This is a genomic window from Micromonospora sp. NPDC048898, assembly GCF_043198035.1.
GTDB lineage: Bacteria > Actinomycetota > Actinomycetes > Mycobacteriales > Micromonosporaceae > Micromonospora.
The window spans coordinates 412,970-428,024 of the sequence record NZ_JBICUF010000003.1; the positions used below are offsets into that span (position 1 = coordinate 412,970).

Consider the following 15,055-nt stretch of genomic DNA (forward strand, 5'->3'; position numbering starts at 1 on the left):
AATGCCCGTTCGGGGATCGCAGCGTTCGCCACCCGTAGTCAACGTTTCACACTGTCTTGTGCCCCGGATGTGCCCCGCAAGCAAGCCTCAAGCGGAAGCGATGCGGCGAGCAACATCGCGGAGGACTTCCTCCGGATCCTGCCCCTGCAGGCGAGCCAGACGGTAGACCAGGAACCCGCACAGGTTCGTGAGCCCCGTAGCTAGTCGGAGCGTTCCCAACTCGCCATGCTCCTCGATCACCTGGTCAACCTGCTGGTGATACAGGTCGTCGCCCTGACGCTGTGCAAGCCAGGCGGTGACCACCGCGACCGCATCCTGGGTCGCTGCTACTCGATCTCTACCGTCATCGACCACACCGGACAGGATATCCGGCGTACAGGACTACTCGTCCGTCGCCCGCCAGGCCAGGCGCATCAAATGCCGGCTGACCTGGTGTTTCTCCGGGCTCTGCTGGTCGTTGTCGGTCGTCATTCGTCATCGCTCGACAGCCCATCGACGGCCCATGCAGCCGGCGGCGCTAACGGCTGGACAGGCCACGGATACTGGTCATGTGAGGTTCCCAAGGCCAGGAAGCAAGAGGAAGAAGCGCCAGCACCGCGCCCCGAGCGGTTACATCACTGGCCAGCTTCATGCCGCCAGCGAATTGAGTAACGGTGCCGGTTGCCCGATATCGAAGACTCACAAACGGATGCAAGATTGTCATGATCAGTGGCATTCACTCACCCGCGAGTACCATCATCCTGGCCATTTCCGCCGAGAACTAAACACTGTCATTCAGAGTCTGCGCAACGTAACGTTTATCTTGCAATCAGAGAAATCTAATATTGAAGGCTTCGATGCGTGGTATGAGCCATGGCGCGAGAAGATGCGTGCGAGCCACGTTATGCGCTGGGTGGTTGAATCGCGCAACCGGGTGGTAAAGCAGGGTGACTTGGATGCGGAGTCTGAAGCCAGAGCCGCTCTGATCGCAGCCTATTGGACCGGCGACCCGCCTGAAGAGCTAGCCACAATCCTGGGTTCAGACGGTGAACAGAGGCTAAAGCTATCAATCAACGTGCCGCCTGCCACCTCCACAAAGGAGCAAGTGCAGGAACTCGCGAGTCTGCCAGACTTCTTCGTCAGGGAGGGCTACATCGAGCTGACGCGCAGGTGGGTTGACAAGGCGCTGCCTGATCGAGAGTTGGCCGATGCGTGTGCCGAAGCATATGGCTTCATGGCCGTGATGCTGGACGACCTGCACGAGAACCTCGGTATCGAACACGGGGTGGCGTTCGGGTCATCTGACGAGGGATATCTTGTTGTTGAACGACTGCCTCACGGCAGGTTGCCCTGCATGGTCCCTACCGAATACGCAGTCCGTCGGTTAAGGCTGTCAAACGGAGCTACCGATGTTGGTGGCAACAGATACTCGTTTTCCCCTAATGCCAAACAGCTCAATAAGTCCATGAGGAAGTATGGTTCGACCGATCCACCACCGGAAGGTTGGGACTCGGTTACCAGCATGGCCGACTGGTGCATGAGCAACGCCAGGAGGATTCTCGCAAAAGATCGCTGGCATGGCTGGTACGTGCTTCTCTACAAGGGCAACGAGCAAGTGGCCACTGAAGCTCTGGAAGCAAGAGACAGGCCAGACAAGATGGTTCTGATGCGCGAGTTGGCGGCTGCCATTGAGCGGAGCGGCATCGACGGGCTCGTAGAGGTTGGCGACACTTGGCAGGGGGGATTGGTGCATGATGAGCAGGGGTTTATCGTTCCTCCTGCCCTCCAAGACGATCGCCGCGAAGCCTTGTCAGTGGTAGCGGAGGACGCGTATGGCAACCGGCGGTACCTCATTTCGCCGTATCGCAGGGCAGGTAGGAGAATCGAATTCGATGGCGACCCAATCGATTTGAGCGACACTATGTTCTCCAACAATCTGCAACCGATTCGCGACGCGTGGCGGAGGATGGGGTTCAAGCCTCAGCAATCGCAAGATCAGCCCTGAGAACCTGCCATCCCGTCTGCCGTCGACCCGCCCTCCTGGGGAGCGGGCCGCCGCCCGGCCCGCCACGTCAAGACGGCCTTGACGCACGGTCGGACGCTGGCGGGTCGGGCGGTGGTCTGCTCGGCTTGCCCGGGTCGAGGGCAGACGGGATGGCTCGCGCAACCACCCACGGACCGCAACGCGCCGGCGGGGTTGCAACCATCTCGGAGCCCGAGCGCCCCCGCCGGAGGCGCAGTAGCCGCAACCCCCGCAACCGCCGCCAGCTCGCCGACGCGGCCGGCGTGCGCTCCCCTACGCCGCGCGGGCTCGTGGCCGCGCGGCCCGGCCGGCTGCCGGCCCACCACCACCCCGGTCAACGGCCTGTCGTGCTGCGGCGGCCCCTTGGGCTTCCCGCTTCCGCGCCAGCCGCCGGGCGTGTTGCGTGGCCGGAGTCGGAGCGCCAGCGGAGCGACGGACACGCGCCCAGGCGGCGGCGCGTGCGGCCCGTTCAGGGCCGCCTTGAAGACGTACAGAAACTTTGAACCACTTCGCCGGCAGCTCGGTGTCGTACGCCGCTTGATGCGTTACAGGTTGGCTTCACTTGATGCGTGACACTCACGCGGCTGGGGCACGAGCCCGAATCGACAGTCGTGCCTACGATGGCAACGTGGACCCGACCCGTCGCAGGCAGTTCGATCACCTCGGTACCGCCAAGCGCGAGCTTCTCTCCTGGGCAACGGCCAACGAGGTACCGCTTGTGCGCGTGGAGTTCGTCGTTCCGTTTGTCCCGACCGACTTCGACGCGGCAGTGCGGCTGTTTTTCGACACAGACGCCAACGTGGCACGCTGCGCCAGTAACGGTGTGACGGCAAGACTTGAACAAGAATTCCGGACGATCCTCGCCCGTAGCGGGTATCCCGCCGACTGGCTCGCCGGTACCTCGTTCTACGTCGACTCTCATGAGAACGTTGAACGCAACTACGAAGGCAGCTACCTCTACCGTCTGCGGTAGAAGTACCACCCGTGCTGCAGCCGCCGTCGGGCGTGCACAACCGAGATCGTCCTGTCGACGTACGGCCCACCTGATGCCGGACTCGGAGGAACGCGCCCGCCGCGCCCTCGATGACGCGTGGGGTTGTGCCCCCAATGTGCCCTAGGGCGACGACTCAACCGTCTGACCTGCGGTAAAAGGCTGGATTCAGACGTTGAAGCGGAACTCCACCACGTCGCCGTCCTGCATGACGTACTCCTTGCCCTCGATGCGGACCTTGCCCGCCGCCTTGGCCGCCGCCATCGAACCGTGCTCGACCAGGTCGTGGTAGGAGACCACCTCGGCCTTGATGAAGCCGCGCTGGAAGTCGCTGTGGATGACACCCGCGGCCTCCGGCGCGGTGGCGCCGACCGGGACGGTCCAGGCGCGTGCTTCCTTGGGGCCGGCCGTGAGGTACGTCTGGAGGCCGAGCGTGCGGAAGCCGACCCGGACGAGCTGGTTGAGGCCGGGCTCGTTCTGCCCGATCGACTCCAGCAGCTCGCGGGCCTCCTCCTCGGGCAGGTCCACCAGCTCGGACTCGATCTTCGCGTCCATGAAGACGGCCTCGGCGGGGGCGACCAGGGCGCGCAGCTCGTCGAGGAACGTCTCGTTGGCCAGCTCGGCCTCGTCGACGTTGAAGACGTACAGGAAGGGCTTGGTGGTGAGCAGGTGCAGCTCGCGCAGGTGCTCCAGCTCGATCTTGGCGGCGGCGGCCCCGGAGTAGAGGGTGGTGCCGCCGTCGAGCACCTCGATCGCGGCCTTCGCGGCGGCGACCGCGGCCAAGCGGTCCTTGCGGAGCTTGGCTTCCTTCTCCAACCGGGGCAGGGCCTTGTCCAGGGTCTGCAGGTCGGCGAGGATCAGCTCGGTGTTGATCGTCTCGATGTCGTCGGCCGGGGAGATCTTGCCGTCGACGTGCACCACGTTCGGGTCGGAGAAGGCCCGGACCACCTGGCAGATCGCCGAGGCGTCCCGAATGTTGGCCAGGAAGGCGTTGCCCCGACCCTGCCCCTTCGACGCGCCGCGGACCAGGCCGGCGATGTCGACGAACGACACCGGGGCCGGCAGCACCTTCTGCGAGGAGAAGATCTCGGCCAGCTTGCCCAGCCGCTCGTCGGGCAGACCGACCACGCCGACGTTGGGCTCGATGGTGGCGAACGGGTAGTTCGCCGCCAGCACGTCGTTCTTGGTCAACGCGTTGAAAAGCGTGCTCTTGCCGACGTTGGGCAGGCCGACGATGCCGATGGAAAGACTCACGACCAGCCAGCTTACGCGGGGTGCGGTTTATGTCGCGACGGGACCCGGCAAGCGTTGCTACCCTGCCGAACCCGACGTCTCGCTGTTGGAGGTGGGATGACCTCGACGTTGCCCGAGCTGTACATCGCCGTCGATGTGGAGGCGGACGGACCGATCCCCGGGCCGTACAGCATGATCTCGCTGGGCATGGCCGTGGCCAGCCACCCGGACCTGACCTTCTACACCGAGCTGCGTCCGATCTCCGACGACTTCGTGCCGGCGGCGCTTGCCGTCTCCGGCCTGGACCGGGACCGCCTGCTGCGGGAGGCACCCACCGCGCAGGAGGCGATGTCCGCCGCGGCGGCCTGGGTCAACGGGCTGCGACGGATCGGCCGCCCGGTCTTCCTCGCCGCCCCGGCCGTCTGGGACGGCATGTTCGTGCACTGGTACTTCGTCCGCTTCGTCGGCCACAGCCCGTTCGGTGCCACCGGCTCGGGTGTCGATCTGCGCAGCTACTGGATGGGGCTGACCGGCAGCGAGTGGGTCCAGACCCGCAAGGGCAGGATCAAGCACGAGCTGGGCCTGCACGACGTGCCGCACACGCACCACGCCGGGGAGGACGCCGCCGAGCTGGCACAGGTCTTCGACGCGGTGCTCCGACGCCGGACGCCTGCCGAGGAGGCGTGACGCTCAGCCGAGCAGGCGTGGCGCTCAGTCGAGCAGGCGCGGGGCGATGACCGCCTCCCGGACGCTGCCGTCGGCGCCACGGCTGACCTCGTACGCCGACACGCCCTCACGGTCCGCGATCGCCTCGACCAACCGGGTGCCCCGGTAGACCAGGCCGCCCCCGTCGTCGGTGCAGTGACTGGTCGGCAGCGTCCCGTTGCCGACCAGCTCGTGCATGAGCGGACGCCGCTGCCCCTCGCTGTCGTAGTGCACGCCGTTGCCGTACGGCAGCCAGGCCAAGCCGTCGGTGAAGCCGCGCAGGCGTGGGCCGAAGCTGTCGGTGGCGCCGCCGACATGCCAGCAGATCGAGCCCGCGGAGACCCCGGCCAGCACCACGCCAGCCTGCCAGCACTCGCGCAGGATCTCGTCGAGCCCGTGCACCCGCCACACGGCCACCAGGTTGGCCACGCTGCCACCGTCGACCCAGATCACGTCCTGGGCGAGCAGGTGGGCGCGGATGTCCTCGACGTTCGGCATGGGGAACAGGGCGAGGTGCGACAGCCGGAAGCGGGTGTCGGCGAACGCGCCGTAGATGGCGCCCAGCACGGTGGGCTGGTCCCCGATGGCCTGACCGAGATAGCAGACCCGTGGCTGTGGACCGGCCTCGGCCAGCTCGGCCGCCAGCTCGAACACGGGGCTGGGACGCAGGTTGTGGGGGCCTCGGTCGCCGCGGAAGAAGCCCATGCTGGTGGCGAGGATGGTCGGTGCGCTGGCAGGCATCGGGCGTCCTTCCGTCGGTGGTCCGCCGCCCATCCTGCCGCAGCCGCCGCCGGCACGCCGTCGGCCCCAATTCGGTGATCATGGGGTTGGCGAGCCGTCTGTCGACCGAACACCCATGATCAACGCAAGGGTTCGGGTCGGCGCTGGTGGGGCACGTGGGCCTCGGGCTGAAGGGCGGCCGGGGGCAACTCGTCGAGCGGTCGGTCGGCCTCGGGCAGCTGGGCCGCGGCGGCCCGCGGCAGCGTGAACCGGTCGGCGGCGGCCGGGCCGGCCGACAACGACTCGCGCAGCATCCAGCGCACCTCGTCGGCCGTCCAGCCCAGCCCCTGCCGAGCCGCGATCTCGCGAACCAACCGTCGGCCGGCCCGGGTGTCGTCGTCGTAGAAGCGCATGCACCAGTGGTGTGTCCACATGCCGAGCGCCCGCAGGCCCGCGTCGTCGAGGGAGCCGACCAACCGGCCGCAGGCGGTGTCGGCGAAGGCCCGCTCGGAGTCGGTCGCCCGGTCCCGGTCGATGGCGCCTCGGGCGGCGGGCGCGACGGCCCGCATCCGGCGGTAGAGGGACTGCGCCACCGCGCGGGGCAGCGGCGGGAACGTGCCCGGTGTCGACGCCGCCGCCCAACCCGCCACGCTCGCCATGTCGCGCCACCCCTTCTTGAATTGGTGGCCGGACGTTACCCGCCACGACCGACACTTCCGGGGCGGAAAAACCCGGCAGATCGCGGATAGCCACGATGACCTGCGGCGTCTGTATCTGTGACAACGAAACGGAGGTGGTGGGTGGACGAGGACGAACGGGCTCGGCTGGCCGAGTTCGTCGGCAACCGGACGCCGGCGCTGATGCGGGTCGCGTACCTGCTGACCGGGGACCGCACCGCCGCCGAGGACCTGTTCCAGTCGGCGTTGGCGCGGACCATCCCGAAGTGGGGGTCCATCCGGCACGCCGATCCCGAGGGCTATCTGCGCGTGGTGATGTACCGCGAGCAGATCAGCTGGTGGCGACGACTGCGCCGGTGGCGGGAGACGCCGCTCAACCCGGCGGACGAACCGGTCGGCGTCGATCCGAGCGGTGGTTCCGACGTGCGGTTGGCGATGCGCGCCGCGCTGCGCCACCTGCCACCGACCCAGCGGACGGTGGTGGTCCTGCGCTACTACGAGGACCTGCCCGAAGCCCGGGTCGCCGAGTTGCTCGGCTGCTCCGTGGGCACGGTACGCAGCCGTACCCACCGGGCGGTCACGCGCCTGCGCGAGCTGCTGCCGGAGGTCGAAATGCTGGAGGTACGGCGATGACCGATCCCTTCGAGCACCTCATCCGCCGCACCCTCACCGACCTGGCCGAGGAGGCACCGATAGTGCATGACCAGTTGAACCGAGCGGAACGGCGGGTGCGCAACCGGCGCCGCGCCACGGTGACGATGGGGGCGGTCGGCACCCTCGCGGCGATCCTCATCGCCACTCCGATCGCTCTCGCCTCGACCGGCTCGGACGAGGCCCCACCGGCCGCGCCCAGCCCGGCGGGTTCGGCGGCCGTGCCCGGCCCGCCCGCGCCCGAGTCGTTCGCGCCGACCGTGGTGGCGACTGTCGTACCGAGCCCCGGCGGCGCGAAACAGGACCCGGGGACGCGGCCGGGCGCGCCCGGCAAGCCCGGTGCGCCCGGTGCTGCCGCCGATGCGCCGGGGATGCCCGGTGCTCCCGGGGATCTCGGTGCGCCTGGGGTGCCCGGTGCGCCTGGTGATCCGTCGCCGACGACCGCACCCGGTGCGCCGGGCGAGCCGTTGAACCCACCCGGCGCGCCGGGCAAGCCGATGACCACCCCGACTGTGTCGCGCTGAGCGAAACCGGTCAGGTCGGCGGCTTCCTCGCCCCGGCCCGACCGGCCCACCGCGGCCCACTCCGGCGGCAGCGCCGGAGCAGGGGCCGACTGGAGATACCTGTCACCTCCCCCGCACCGGCGAGCGCAGCGCGGCTGCGTCACCAGCGGGCACCCGCCCACCGGGTTTGCCGAGGCCGGTCAGCCCGCCCATCCTTGGGCCATGACCGATCTCGGACACCCGACGGGCCAGCCGCGGGGGCGACGATGAGCACCACCATGCCCCGGGTGCCCACCTCGCTCACCGGGCAGATCGTCACACCCGGCGACCGCCGGTACGCGCAGCTGCGCTCCACGTACACCACCACGGCGTCGCCGGCCGCCGTGCTGCTGCCGAAGACCACCGCCCAGGTGGTCGACGCGCTGCGCTACGCGCGGGAGCAGCGGCTGCCGATCGCCGTCCGCAGCGGCGGGCACGGCCTCTCCGGGGCCTCCTCGACCAACGGTGGCGTGGTCATCGACCTGTCCATGCTCAACCGCGTGCAGGTGCTCGACGAGCGGGCCGGACTGGTCCGGGTCGAGGCCGGTGCCCGCTGGGCGAACGTCGCGAAGGCGTTGGCACCGTACGGCCTGGTGATCAGCTCGGGTGACTACGGCGGCGTCGGGGTCGGCGGGCTGGCCACCGGCGGCGGTGTCGGCTGGCTGGTCCGCGCCCACGGCCTTACCATCGACCGCGTCCGCGCCGTCGAGGTGGTGCTCGCCGACGGGACGCTGGTACGCGCGGACGCCACGCACGAGCCGGAGCTGTTCTGGTTGGCGCGTGGTGCCGGAGCTGGTGCGGGGATCGTGGTGGCCTTCGAGATCGAGGCCGTCGAGCAACGCAACGTCGGCGTGACGCAGGTGGTCGTCGAGGCGCATCCGGACGGGCGCACCGTCCGGGAATGGACGGCCTACCTCGCGCGGGCCCCACGGGAGTTGTCCGCGGCGGCGATGGTGTTCGCGGACGGGCGCTCGGCCCTCATGTCCATCACCGCCGTGGTGGCCGCCGAGAGCCTGCGCCGGGCCAGGCCCGCGGTGGAGCCGCTGCTCGCCATCGGCAAGGTGCTCGAACACCGCACCGACCTGCTGCCCTACCCGACGCTGGTGCCGACCGCGCACCTCAACCCCAACGTCGGCCAGCAGCGTGGCACCACCACCAACGGCCTGTTCACCGGGCTGAACGACGCGGGGGCGCGGGCCGTGATGCGAGCCGTGACCGGGCCGGGGCGCGCGGTGGTCCAGCTCCGCTCGCTGGGCGGGGCGGTCAACGACGTGGCTCCCGACGCGACCGCGTACTCCCATCGCCACCAGGACACCCTTGTCATCGCCTCGGTTTTCCCACCGCAGGGCGGTGCGGCGTTGGACGCCGCCTGGCGGGCCGTCGGGGCGCGGGCCGACGGCGCGTACGTCAACTTCGAGAGCCGGCCGGATCCGGCCGCGTTCGCCCGGATCTACCCGGGCGAGACCGGGGCCCGGGTGCGGCGGCTGTGGAAGCGGTACGACCCGGACGGCGTCTTCCGGTCCGCCCTGCTGACCGGCCAGCCACACCGCGCCACCCAGCCGAGTCGCGCCGCGCAGCCGAGTCGCGCCGGCCAGCCGACCGGGGTCGGCCAACCTCATCGGCGTCGCCGTCGTCCCCGTTGACGGGCCCCTGCTCACCGGCACGGCAAGGTCCGATTCCCGCCGGCCGACAGCGGGTCGAGCGGGGCATGATCGGTGACATGGAGCTGGACTTCGAGCGCTGCTACCGGGCCGTGGACAGTCGTGACCAACGGTTCGACGGCTGGTTCTACACGGGCGTGACGTCCACCGGCATCTACTGCCGGCCGTCCTGCCCGGCGATCACACCCAAGCGGCAGAACGTCCGGTTCTTTCCGTCCGCCGCCGCCGCGCAGGGTGTCGGGCTGCGCGCCTGCCGCCGCTGCCGGCCGGACGCCGCGCCCGGCTCACCCCTGTGGGACGTCCGCGCGGACGTGGTCGGCCGTGCGATGCGGCTGATCGCCGACGGGGTGGTCGACCGCGACGGCGTACCGGGGTTGGCCTCCCGACTGGGCTACACCGAACGACACCTGCACCGGATGCTGCGCGCCGAGATGGGTGCCGGGCCGCTGGCGCTGGCCCGGGCCCAGCGGGCACAGACCGCCCGGATCCTGATCGAGACCACAACCCTCTCGATGGCGGAGATCGCGTTCGCCGCCGGGTTCGGCAGCGTCCGACAGTTCAACGACACGCTCCGCGAGGTGTACGCGAGTGCCCCGTCCGACCTGCGGACGACTCGCGGCGCTCAGCAGGCGTCGACAGGTGCGGGGACCATCGCGCTCCGGCTCGCGTACCGTCCGCCGCTGCACGCCGGCGCGCTGCTGGACTTCTTCGCGGTGCGGGCGCTGCCCGGCGTGGACGAGGTGCGCGACGGGACGTACCACCGGGGTTTGCGGTTGCCGCACGGCACCGGCGAGGTGGCGCTGACCCCGGCGGCCGGGCACGTGGCGGCGACGCTGCGGTTGACCGACGTCCGTGACCTGGCGCCCGCGGTGGCCCGGTGTCGCCGGCTGCTCGACCTGGACGCGGACCCGGCCGCCATCGACGCCACACTGGCCGCCGACCCGGCGCTGGCCCCGGCGGTGGCGGCAGAACCCGGCATCCGCGTCCCCCGAGCGGTGGACGGCTTCGAGATGGCCGTCCGCGCCATAATCGGCCAACAAATCTCCCTGGCCTCCGCCCAAAAAACCCTAACCCGCCTCCTCCTGTCCGCCCCAACCACCCATGACCACGTTGATCATGAGGTTGTTGCCACCGACTCCGGCGTGTCGGGACAACAACTCCATGATCAACCGGGCAGAGCGGGTGGGCGGCGGGGCCGGGGGACTGCGGGGGGACTGCGGGGGTTCCTGGGCGCGGAGGAGCTGCTGGCCCTGCCGGATTCGGGGTTTGGGATGCCGGTGGGGCGGCGGGAGACCTTGCGGGGGTTGGCTCGGGCCGTGGTCGACGGGTCCGTCGATCTGGCTGCTTCGGTGGATCGGTTGGAGGCAACCCGGCGGCTGCTCGCGTTGCCCGGCATCGGTCCGTGGACCGCCAACTACCTGGCCATGCGCGCCTTCGGCGACCCGGACATCCTGCTCGGCACCGACCTCGCGGTCCGGCGCGGCGCCGCCGCCCTCGGCCTGACCGACAACCCGACAAACCTCGACCGGTACGCCGAGCGTTGGCGTCCCTGGCGGTCCTACGCAACGATGAGACTCTGGAGAGCGGCATGAGCATCGACAGCACCGTAATGAGCACGCCGGCCGGCCCGTTGAGCATCCTCGCCGGCCCGGACGGCGACGTACGAGCGGCCGGCTTCACCCCGGACCCGGCGGCGCTGCTGCCCCTGGTCCACCCGACCCTGCGGGCACCGGTGCGCGAACGGGCCGACCTGGGCCCGGTCAGCGCGGCGGTCCGGTCCTACCTGGACGGCGACCTCAGCGCCATCGACACGGTGCCGGTGCGGCAGCGCACCGGCGGGGAGTTCATGGCGCACGCCTGGCAGGTGCTGCGCGAGGTGCCGGCGGGCACCCCGGTCACCTACACCGGGTACGCCGCGCTGGCCGGTCGGCCACCGGCGGTGCGGGCCGCCGCGGCGGCCTGCGCCCGGAACGCGGCGGCGCTGTTCGTGCCCTGCCACCGGGTGCTGCGCACCGATGGCACGCTCGGCGGGTACCGCTGGGGGCTGGACGTGAAGACGTGGCTTCTCGGTCATGAACGGCGCCTGACGGCAAGCTGACACCGGCGTCGCCCGCCATTGACGCTACCGTCTGGTATGCCTCTGCGGAGCGACGGCGACCCGGCCACCCCGGTCGCCGCGCCCCGGCACCCGTTGCACAACCTCTGGCGGTTGCGTCCCTACCTGCGCCCGTACGCCGCCGAGTTCGCCTGGCTGCTCGTCGCGGGCCTGGCCGGCACGGCGGCCGGAATCGCCGTGCCGCTGGTCGTGCAGCGGGTGGTGGACGGGCCGGTGGCCCGACACGAACCGGCCGGGCTGTTCCAGCTCGGCGGCCTGGCGCTGCTGCTCGGCATCGTCGAGGCGGTGCTCATCTTCATCCGCCGGTGGGTGCAGTCCTCCTCGGCCGTGGGCATGGAGGCGGCACTGCGCGCCGACGTCTACGCCCACCTGCAACGGCTGCCGACGAGCTTCCACGACCGCTGGCAGTCCGGCCAGTTGCTCTCCCGGATCACCAGCGACCTGTCGGTGATCCGCCGGTTCCTCTCCTTCGGCGTGTTCTTCCTGCTACTCAACCTGACCACCTACGTGGTCGTGGTCGTGCTGCTGCTCAACCTGCACCCGATGCTCGGGGCGCTGGTCGCGGCCAGCGCGGTGCCGCTGCTGCTGATCAGCCGCCGGTTCGGACAGCACTACCACGCCGCGTCCCGGCGGATGCAGGACCAGCAGGGCGACGTGGCGACCCTGGTCGAGGAGACCGCGCAGGGTCTGCGCACCATGAAGGCGTACGGCCGGGGGCCGGAACTGGCCGCCCGCTTCGCCGCGGGGGCACAGCGGGTACACGACACGGGCGTGGGCAAGGCGCGGCTGCTGGCCAACACCTCGGCGCTGCTCGACCTGGTGCCCAACATGACCCTGGGCGTGGTGCTGGTGACCGGGGCGGCCGCCGCCGCGAAGGGTGCGCTGACCATCGGCGAGCTTGTCGCGTTCGTCAGCCTGCAACTGATGCTCATCTGGCCGGTGCAGTCGCTGGGTTGGATCATCGCCAACGGTCAGGAGGCCGCCACCGCAGCCGACCGGCTCCAGGAGGTACTGGACACCCCACCGGAGATCGTGGACTCTCCCGGCGCGCTCGCCCTGACCCGCGACGCCGTGCACGGCCAACTCCGCATCGAGCGGGTCTCGTTCAGCTACCCGGGTGGCGACGCGCCGGTGCTACGCGAGATCGACCTGGTCATCGAGCCGGGCGAGACGCTCGCCCTGGTCGGTGCCACCGGCTCCGGCAAGAGCACGCTGCTCTCGCTGGTGCCCCGGCTGCAGGACGTGACCGCCGGCCGGATCACCCTGGACGGGCACGACCTGCGCGAACTACGGCTGGGCTCGCTGCGCCGGCTGGTCGGGGTGGCGTTCGAGGAGCCCACGCTCTTCTCCATGTCGGTGCGGGAGAACCTCACCCTGGGGCGCCCGGACGCCGGCGACGACGATGTCCGGGCGGCGCTCGCGCTGGCCCAGGCCGACTTCGCGTACGAGCTGCCGTGGGGGTTGGCCACCCGGGTCGGTGAGCAGGGGATCTCCCTCTCCGGTGGGCAGCGGCAGCGACTCGCGTTGGCGCGGGCCGTGCTCGGCCGGCCGGCGGTGCTGGTGCTCGACGACCCCCTGTCCGCGCTCGACGTGCACACCGAGGCACTTGTCGAGGGGGCACTGCGACAGGTGTTGCGCGACAGCACCGCGCTGCTGGTGGTGCACCGGCCGTCGACGATCGCCCTGGCCGACCGGGTCGCCCTGCTCGAGGACGGGCGGATCACCGCCGTGGGCCGGCACTCCGACCTGCTGGCCACAGTTCCGGCGTACCGGGCGCTGCTGGCCGCCGACCCACCCACCGGGCACCCACCGGCGGCCGACGCCGGCCCGCGCCCGTCCACCTCCGACGGACGGGGGCTGGTGCGCTCGTGACCGTGCCGCAGCAGGCCGACCCACCGCCGGAGGAGGAACCGGAGCTGAACCGATGGCGCGGGACCGCCACGGACCCGGAGGCCGACCGGAGTCGGGCCGAGGACACCGCACCCGAGGCGGTGGCCCGGCTGCGCCGGCTCAGCCGGACTCTGCTCGCCGACCAACTCCGACCACACCGGGGGCGACTCGCCGCCGCGATCGGCCTGCTGCTGACCCAGAACGCCGCCGCGATGGCCGGGCCGTACCTGGTCATGATCGGCATCGATCGGGCCATCGCGCCGCTGCGCGCCGGCGACCCCCGCCCGCTGGTCGCGGTCGCCGCGGCGTTCGTGGTCGCCACGTTGACCGAGTACGCGGCCCGACGCGGGTTCCTCACCCTCTCCGCCCGGATCGGTCAGGCCGTCCTGCTCGACCTGCGGCAGCGCGTGTTCGGGCACTTCCTGCGGTTGTCCGTGGGCTTCCACGAGCGGTACACCTCCGGTCGGATGGTCTCCCGGCTCACCAGCGACCTCGACTCGATCGCCGAACTTGTCGACGGGGGGATCGACAACCTGGTGATGGCCGGGTTGTCGATGCTGTCGGTGGCCGCCATCCTGCTCTGGCTGGACCTGCCGCTGGCCGCCGTGACGCTGCTCGCCTTCCCGTTCCTGTTCTTGCTCTCCCGCTGGTTCGCCCGGTCGTCGGCGAGCGCGTACCGGCGGACCCGGGACGCGGTCGCGCTCGTCATCGTGCACTTCGTCGAGTCGATGCGGGGCATCCGGGCGGTGCAGGCGTTCCGTCGGGAGCCGCGCAACCAACGGATCTTCGTGGCGCTCGGCGACGACTACCGACGAACCAGCCTGCACACGTTCCGCCTGATCGCCACGTACTCGCCGGCGATCAAGCTGATCGGCAACGTCACCGTGGCGGTGGTGCTCTGCTACGGCGGCTGGCGGGTGCTCGACGGGCAGACCGAGGTGGGCGTGCTCGCCGCGTTCCTGCTCTACCTGCGTCGTTTCTTCGAGCCGATGCAGGAGCTGAGCCAGTTCTACAACTCGCTCCAGTCGGCCACCGCGGCACTGGAGAAGCTGGCCGGGGTGCTCGACGAACGGCCAGCCGTCGCCGAGCCGGTCCGGCCCACTCCGCTGCCGACCGGGCCCGGTCGCGGCGAGTTGACCTTCCGGGCGGTCTCCTTCGGCTACCGGGCCGGCACCCCGATCCTCGACGGGCTGGAGCTGACCGTGTCGGCCGGGCAGACGGTGGCGCTGATCGGGCCCACCGGCGCGGGCAAGTCGACGATCGCCAAGCTGGTCGCCCGTTTCCACGACCCGGACACCGGCACGGTCCGGCTCGACGGGGTCGACCTGCGCGACGTGAGCGACGCCGACCTGCGCCGCGCCGTGGTGTTGGTGACCCAGGAGAACCACCTGTTCAGTGGGACCGTCGCGGAGAACATCAGGTTCGGCCGCCCCGGCGCGGACGACGAGACGGTCCAGGCCGCCGCGCGGGCGATCGGCGCGCACGACTTCATCGCCGCCCTGCCCGAGGGGTACGCGACCCAGGTGCACCGGCGCGGCGGCCGACTCTCCGCCGGGCAGCGCCAACTTGTCGCGTTCGCCCGGGCGTTCCTGGCCGACCCGACCGTGCTGATCCTGGACGAGGCGACGTCGTCGCTGGACGTGCCGACCGAACGGCTGGTGCAGCGCGCACTCGGCACCATCCTGCGCGACCGCACCGCCCTGGTCATCGCGCACCGACTCTCCACCGTGGAAACCGCCGACCGGGTGCTCGTCCTCGACGACGGGAGGGTGGTCGAGGACGGCCCACCCGCCGTGCTGGCAGAGGCCGACGGCCGGTACGCGGCCCTGCACCGGCAGTGGCGCGACTCGCTGATCTGAGCCGGCGG

General features: G+C 70.6%; 14 protein-coding genes. 10 read left to right on the plus strand and 4 right to left on the minus strand.

Translation table 11 applies throughout. The features are described 5' to 3' along the window. Window positions 1-87: 87 nt before the first annotated feature. Window positions 88-354: a hypothetical protein gene (locus ACGFIQ_RS12220; RefSeq protein WP_393242929.1), complete on the minus strand. Its 267-nt coding sequence runs from the start codon at window positions 352-354 to the stop codon at window positions 88-90. A gap of 148 nt (window positions 355-502) precedes the next feature. Between ACGFIQ_RS12220 and ACGFIQ_RS12225 the strand changes: the two genes are divergently transcribed. Both ACGFIQ_RS12225 and ACGFIQ_RS12230 read left to right on the plus strand, forming a co-directional pair. Beyond that, complete coding sequence (locus ACGFIQ_RS12225) at window positions 503-1,984, plus strand: hypothetical protein (RefSeq protein ID WP_393242931.1); 1,482 nt, start codon at window positions 503-505, stop codon at window positions 1,982-1,984. 646 nt (window positions 1,985-2,630) lie between these two features. Beyond that, window positions 2,631-2,975, plus strand: coding sequence for a hypothetical protein (locus ACGFIQ_RS12230; protein ID WP_393242933.1), 345 nt, complete (start codon window positions 2,631-2,633; stop codon window positions 2,973-2,975). Window positions 2,976-3,161: 186 nt separating this feature from the next. Here the strand turns inward: ACGFIQ_RS12230 and ychF are convergent, their stop codons facing one another. Further along, window positions 3,162-4,247: a redox-regulated ATPase YchF gene (ychF, locus tag ACGFIQ_RS12235; protein WP_357558408.1), complete on the minus strand. Its 1,086-nt coding sequence runs from the start codon at window positions 4,245-4,247 to the stop codon at window positions 3,162-3,164. 96 nt (window positions 4,248-4,343) lie between these two features. On the opposite strand from ychF, the gene ACGFIQ_RS12240 reads away from it, so the two are divergent. Further along, window positions 4,344-4,913 (plus strand): exonuclease, encoded by a 570-nt coding sequence (locus ACGFIQ_RS12240; RefSeq protein WP_393242935.1) that lies wholly within the window; start codon window positions 4,344-4,346, stop codon window positions 4,911-4,913. Window positions 4,914-4,937: 24 nt separating this feature from the next. Here the strand turns inward: ACGFIQ_RS12240 and ACGFIQ_RS12245 are convergent, their stop codons facing one another. Both ACGFIQ_RS12245 and ACGFIQ_RS12250 read right to left on the minus strand, forming a co-directional pair. Next, window positions 4,938-5,672 carry a Type 1 glutamine amidotransferase-like domain-containing protein gene (locus ACGFIQ_RS12245; protein ID WP_393242937.1) on the minus strand — a complete coding sequence of 245 codons (735 nt, stop codon included), beginning with the start codon at window positions 5,670-5,672 and terminating at the stop codon, window positions 4,938-4,940. 119 nt (window positions 5,673-5,791) lie between these two features. Continuing rightward, the gene (locus tag ACGFIQ_RS12250) at window positions 5,792-6,310 is read right to left on the minus strand and encodes a hypothetical protein (protein WP_393242939.1); all 519 of its coding nucleotides are present in this window, start codon (window positions 6,308-6,310) and stop codon (window positions 5,792-5,794) included. A 141-nt stretch (window positions 6,311-6,451) separates the two neighbouring features. Between ACGFIQ_RS12250 and ACGFIQ_RS12255 the strand changes: the two genes are divergently transcribed. From ACGFIQ_RS12255 to ACGFIQ_RS12285, 7 genes are all read left to right on the plus strand, one after another. After that, complete coding sequence (locus tag ACGFIQ_RS12255) at window positions 6,452-6,961, plus strand: SigE family RNA polymerase sigma factor (RefSeq protein WP_393242941.1); 510 nt, start codon at window positions 6,452-6,454, stop codon at window positions 6,959-6,961. Then, on the plus strand, window positions 6,958-7,503 hold the full coding sequence (locus tag ACGFIQ_RS12260) for a hypothetical protein (RefSeq protein WP_393242943.1): 546 nt from the start codon (window positions 6,958-6,960) through the stop codon (window positions 7,501-7,503). Before ACGFIQ_RS12255 ends, ACGFIQ_RS12260 begins: the two co-directional genes overlap by 4 nt. A gap of 245 nt (window positions 7,504-7,748) precedes the next feature. Beyond that, entirely contained in the window at window positions 7,749-9,164 is a 1,416-nt protein-coding gene (locus tag ACGFIQ_RS12265) for an FAD-binding protein (RefSeq protein WP_393242945.1), read from the plus strand. A 77-nt stretch (window positions 9,165-9,241) separates the two neighbouring features. Further along, window positions 9,242-10,774 carry a DNA-3-methyladenine glycosylase 2 family protein gene (locus tag ACGFIQ_RS12270; protein ID WP_393242947.1) on the plus strand — a complete coding sequence of 511 codons (1,533 nt, stop codon included), beginning with the start codon at window positions 9,242-9,244 and terminating at the stop codon, window positions 10,772-10,774. Next, window positions 10,771-11,280, plus strand: a complete 510-nt coding sequence (locus tag ACGFIQ_RS12275; protein WP_393242948.1) for a methylated-DNA--[protein]-cysteine S-methyltransferase — start codon at window positions 10,771-10,773, stop codon at window positions 11,278-11,280. The genes ACGFIQ_RS12270 and ACGFIQ_RS12275 overlap by 4 nt, the downstream gene beginning before the upstream one ends. Window positions 11,281-11,316: 36 nt before the next feature. Continuing rightward, on the plus strand, window positions 11,317-13,170 hold the full coding sequence (locus tag ACGFIQ_RS12280; protein ID WP_393242950.1) for an ABC transporter ATP-binding protein: 1,854 nt from the start codon (window positions 11,317-11,319) through the stop codon (window positions 13,168-13,170). Next, window positions 13,167-15,047 (plus strand): ABC transporter ATP-binding protein, encoded by a 1,881-nt coding sequence (locus tag ACGFIQ_RS12285; RefSeq protein WP_393242952.1) that lies wholly within the window; start codon window positions 13,167-13,169, stop codon window positions 15,045-15,047. Before ACGFIQ_RS12280 ends, ACGFIQ_RS12285 begins: the two co-directional genes overlap by 4 nt. The last annotated feature ends 8 nt before the right edge of the window (window positions 15,048-15,055 follow it).

Coding starts and splice junctions, on each gene's coding strand:
- ACGFIQ_RS12225 (WP_393242931.1), top strand. CDS start 503: ATGCAGCCGGCGGCGCTAACGGCTGGACAGGCCACGGATACTGGTCAT.
- ACGFIQ_RS12240 (WP_393242935.1), top strand. CDS start 4,344: ATGACCTCGACGTTGCCCGAGCTGTACATCGCCGTCGATGTGGAGGCG.
- ACGFIQ_RS12245 (WP_393242937.1), bottom strand. CDS start 5,672: ATGCCTGCCAGCGCACCGACCATCCTCGCCACCAGCATGGGCTTCTTC.
- ACGFIQ_RS12250 (WP_393242939.1), bottom strand. CDS start 6,310: ATGGCGAGCGTGGCGGGTTGGGCGGCGGCGTCGACACCGGGCACGTTC.
- ACGFIQ_RS12260 (WP_393242943.1), top strand. CDS start 6,958: ATGACCGATCCCTTCGAGCACCTCATCCGCCGCACCCTCACCGACCTG.
- ACGFIQ_RS12265 (WP_393242945.1), top strand. CDS start 7,749: ATGAGCACCACCATGCCCCGGGTGCCCACCTCGCTCACCGGGCAGATC.
- ACGFIQ_RS12270 (WP_393242947.1), top strand. CDS start 9,242: ATGGAGCTGGACTTCGAGCGCTGCTACCGGGCCGTGGACAGTCGTGAC.
- ACGFIQ_RS12275 (WP_393242948.1), top strand. CDS start 10,771: ATGAGCATCGACAGCACCGTAATGAGCACGCCGGCCGGCCCGTTGAGC.
- ACGFIQ_RS12280 (WP_393242950.1), top strand. CDS start 11,317: ATGCCTCTGCGGAGCGACGGCGACCCGGCCACCCCGGTCGCCGCGCCC.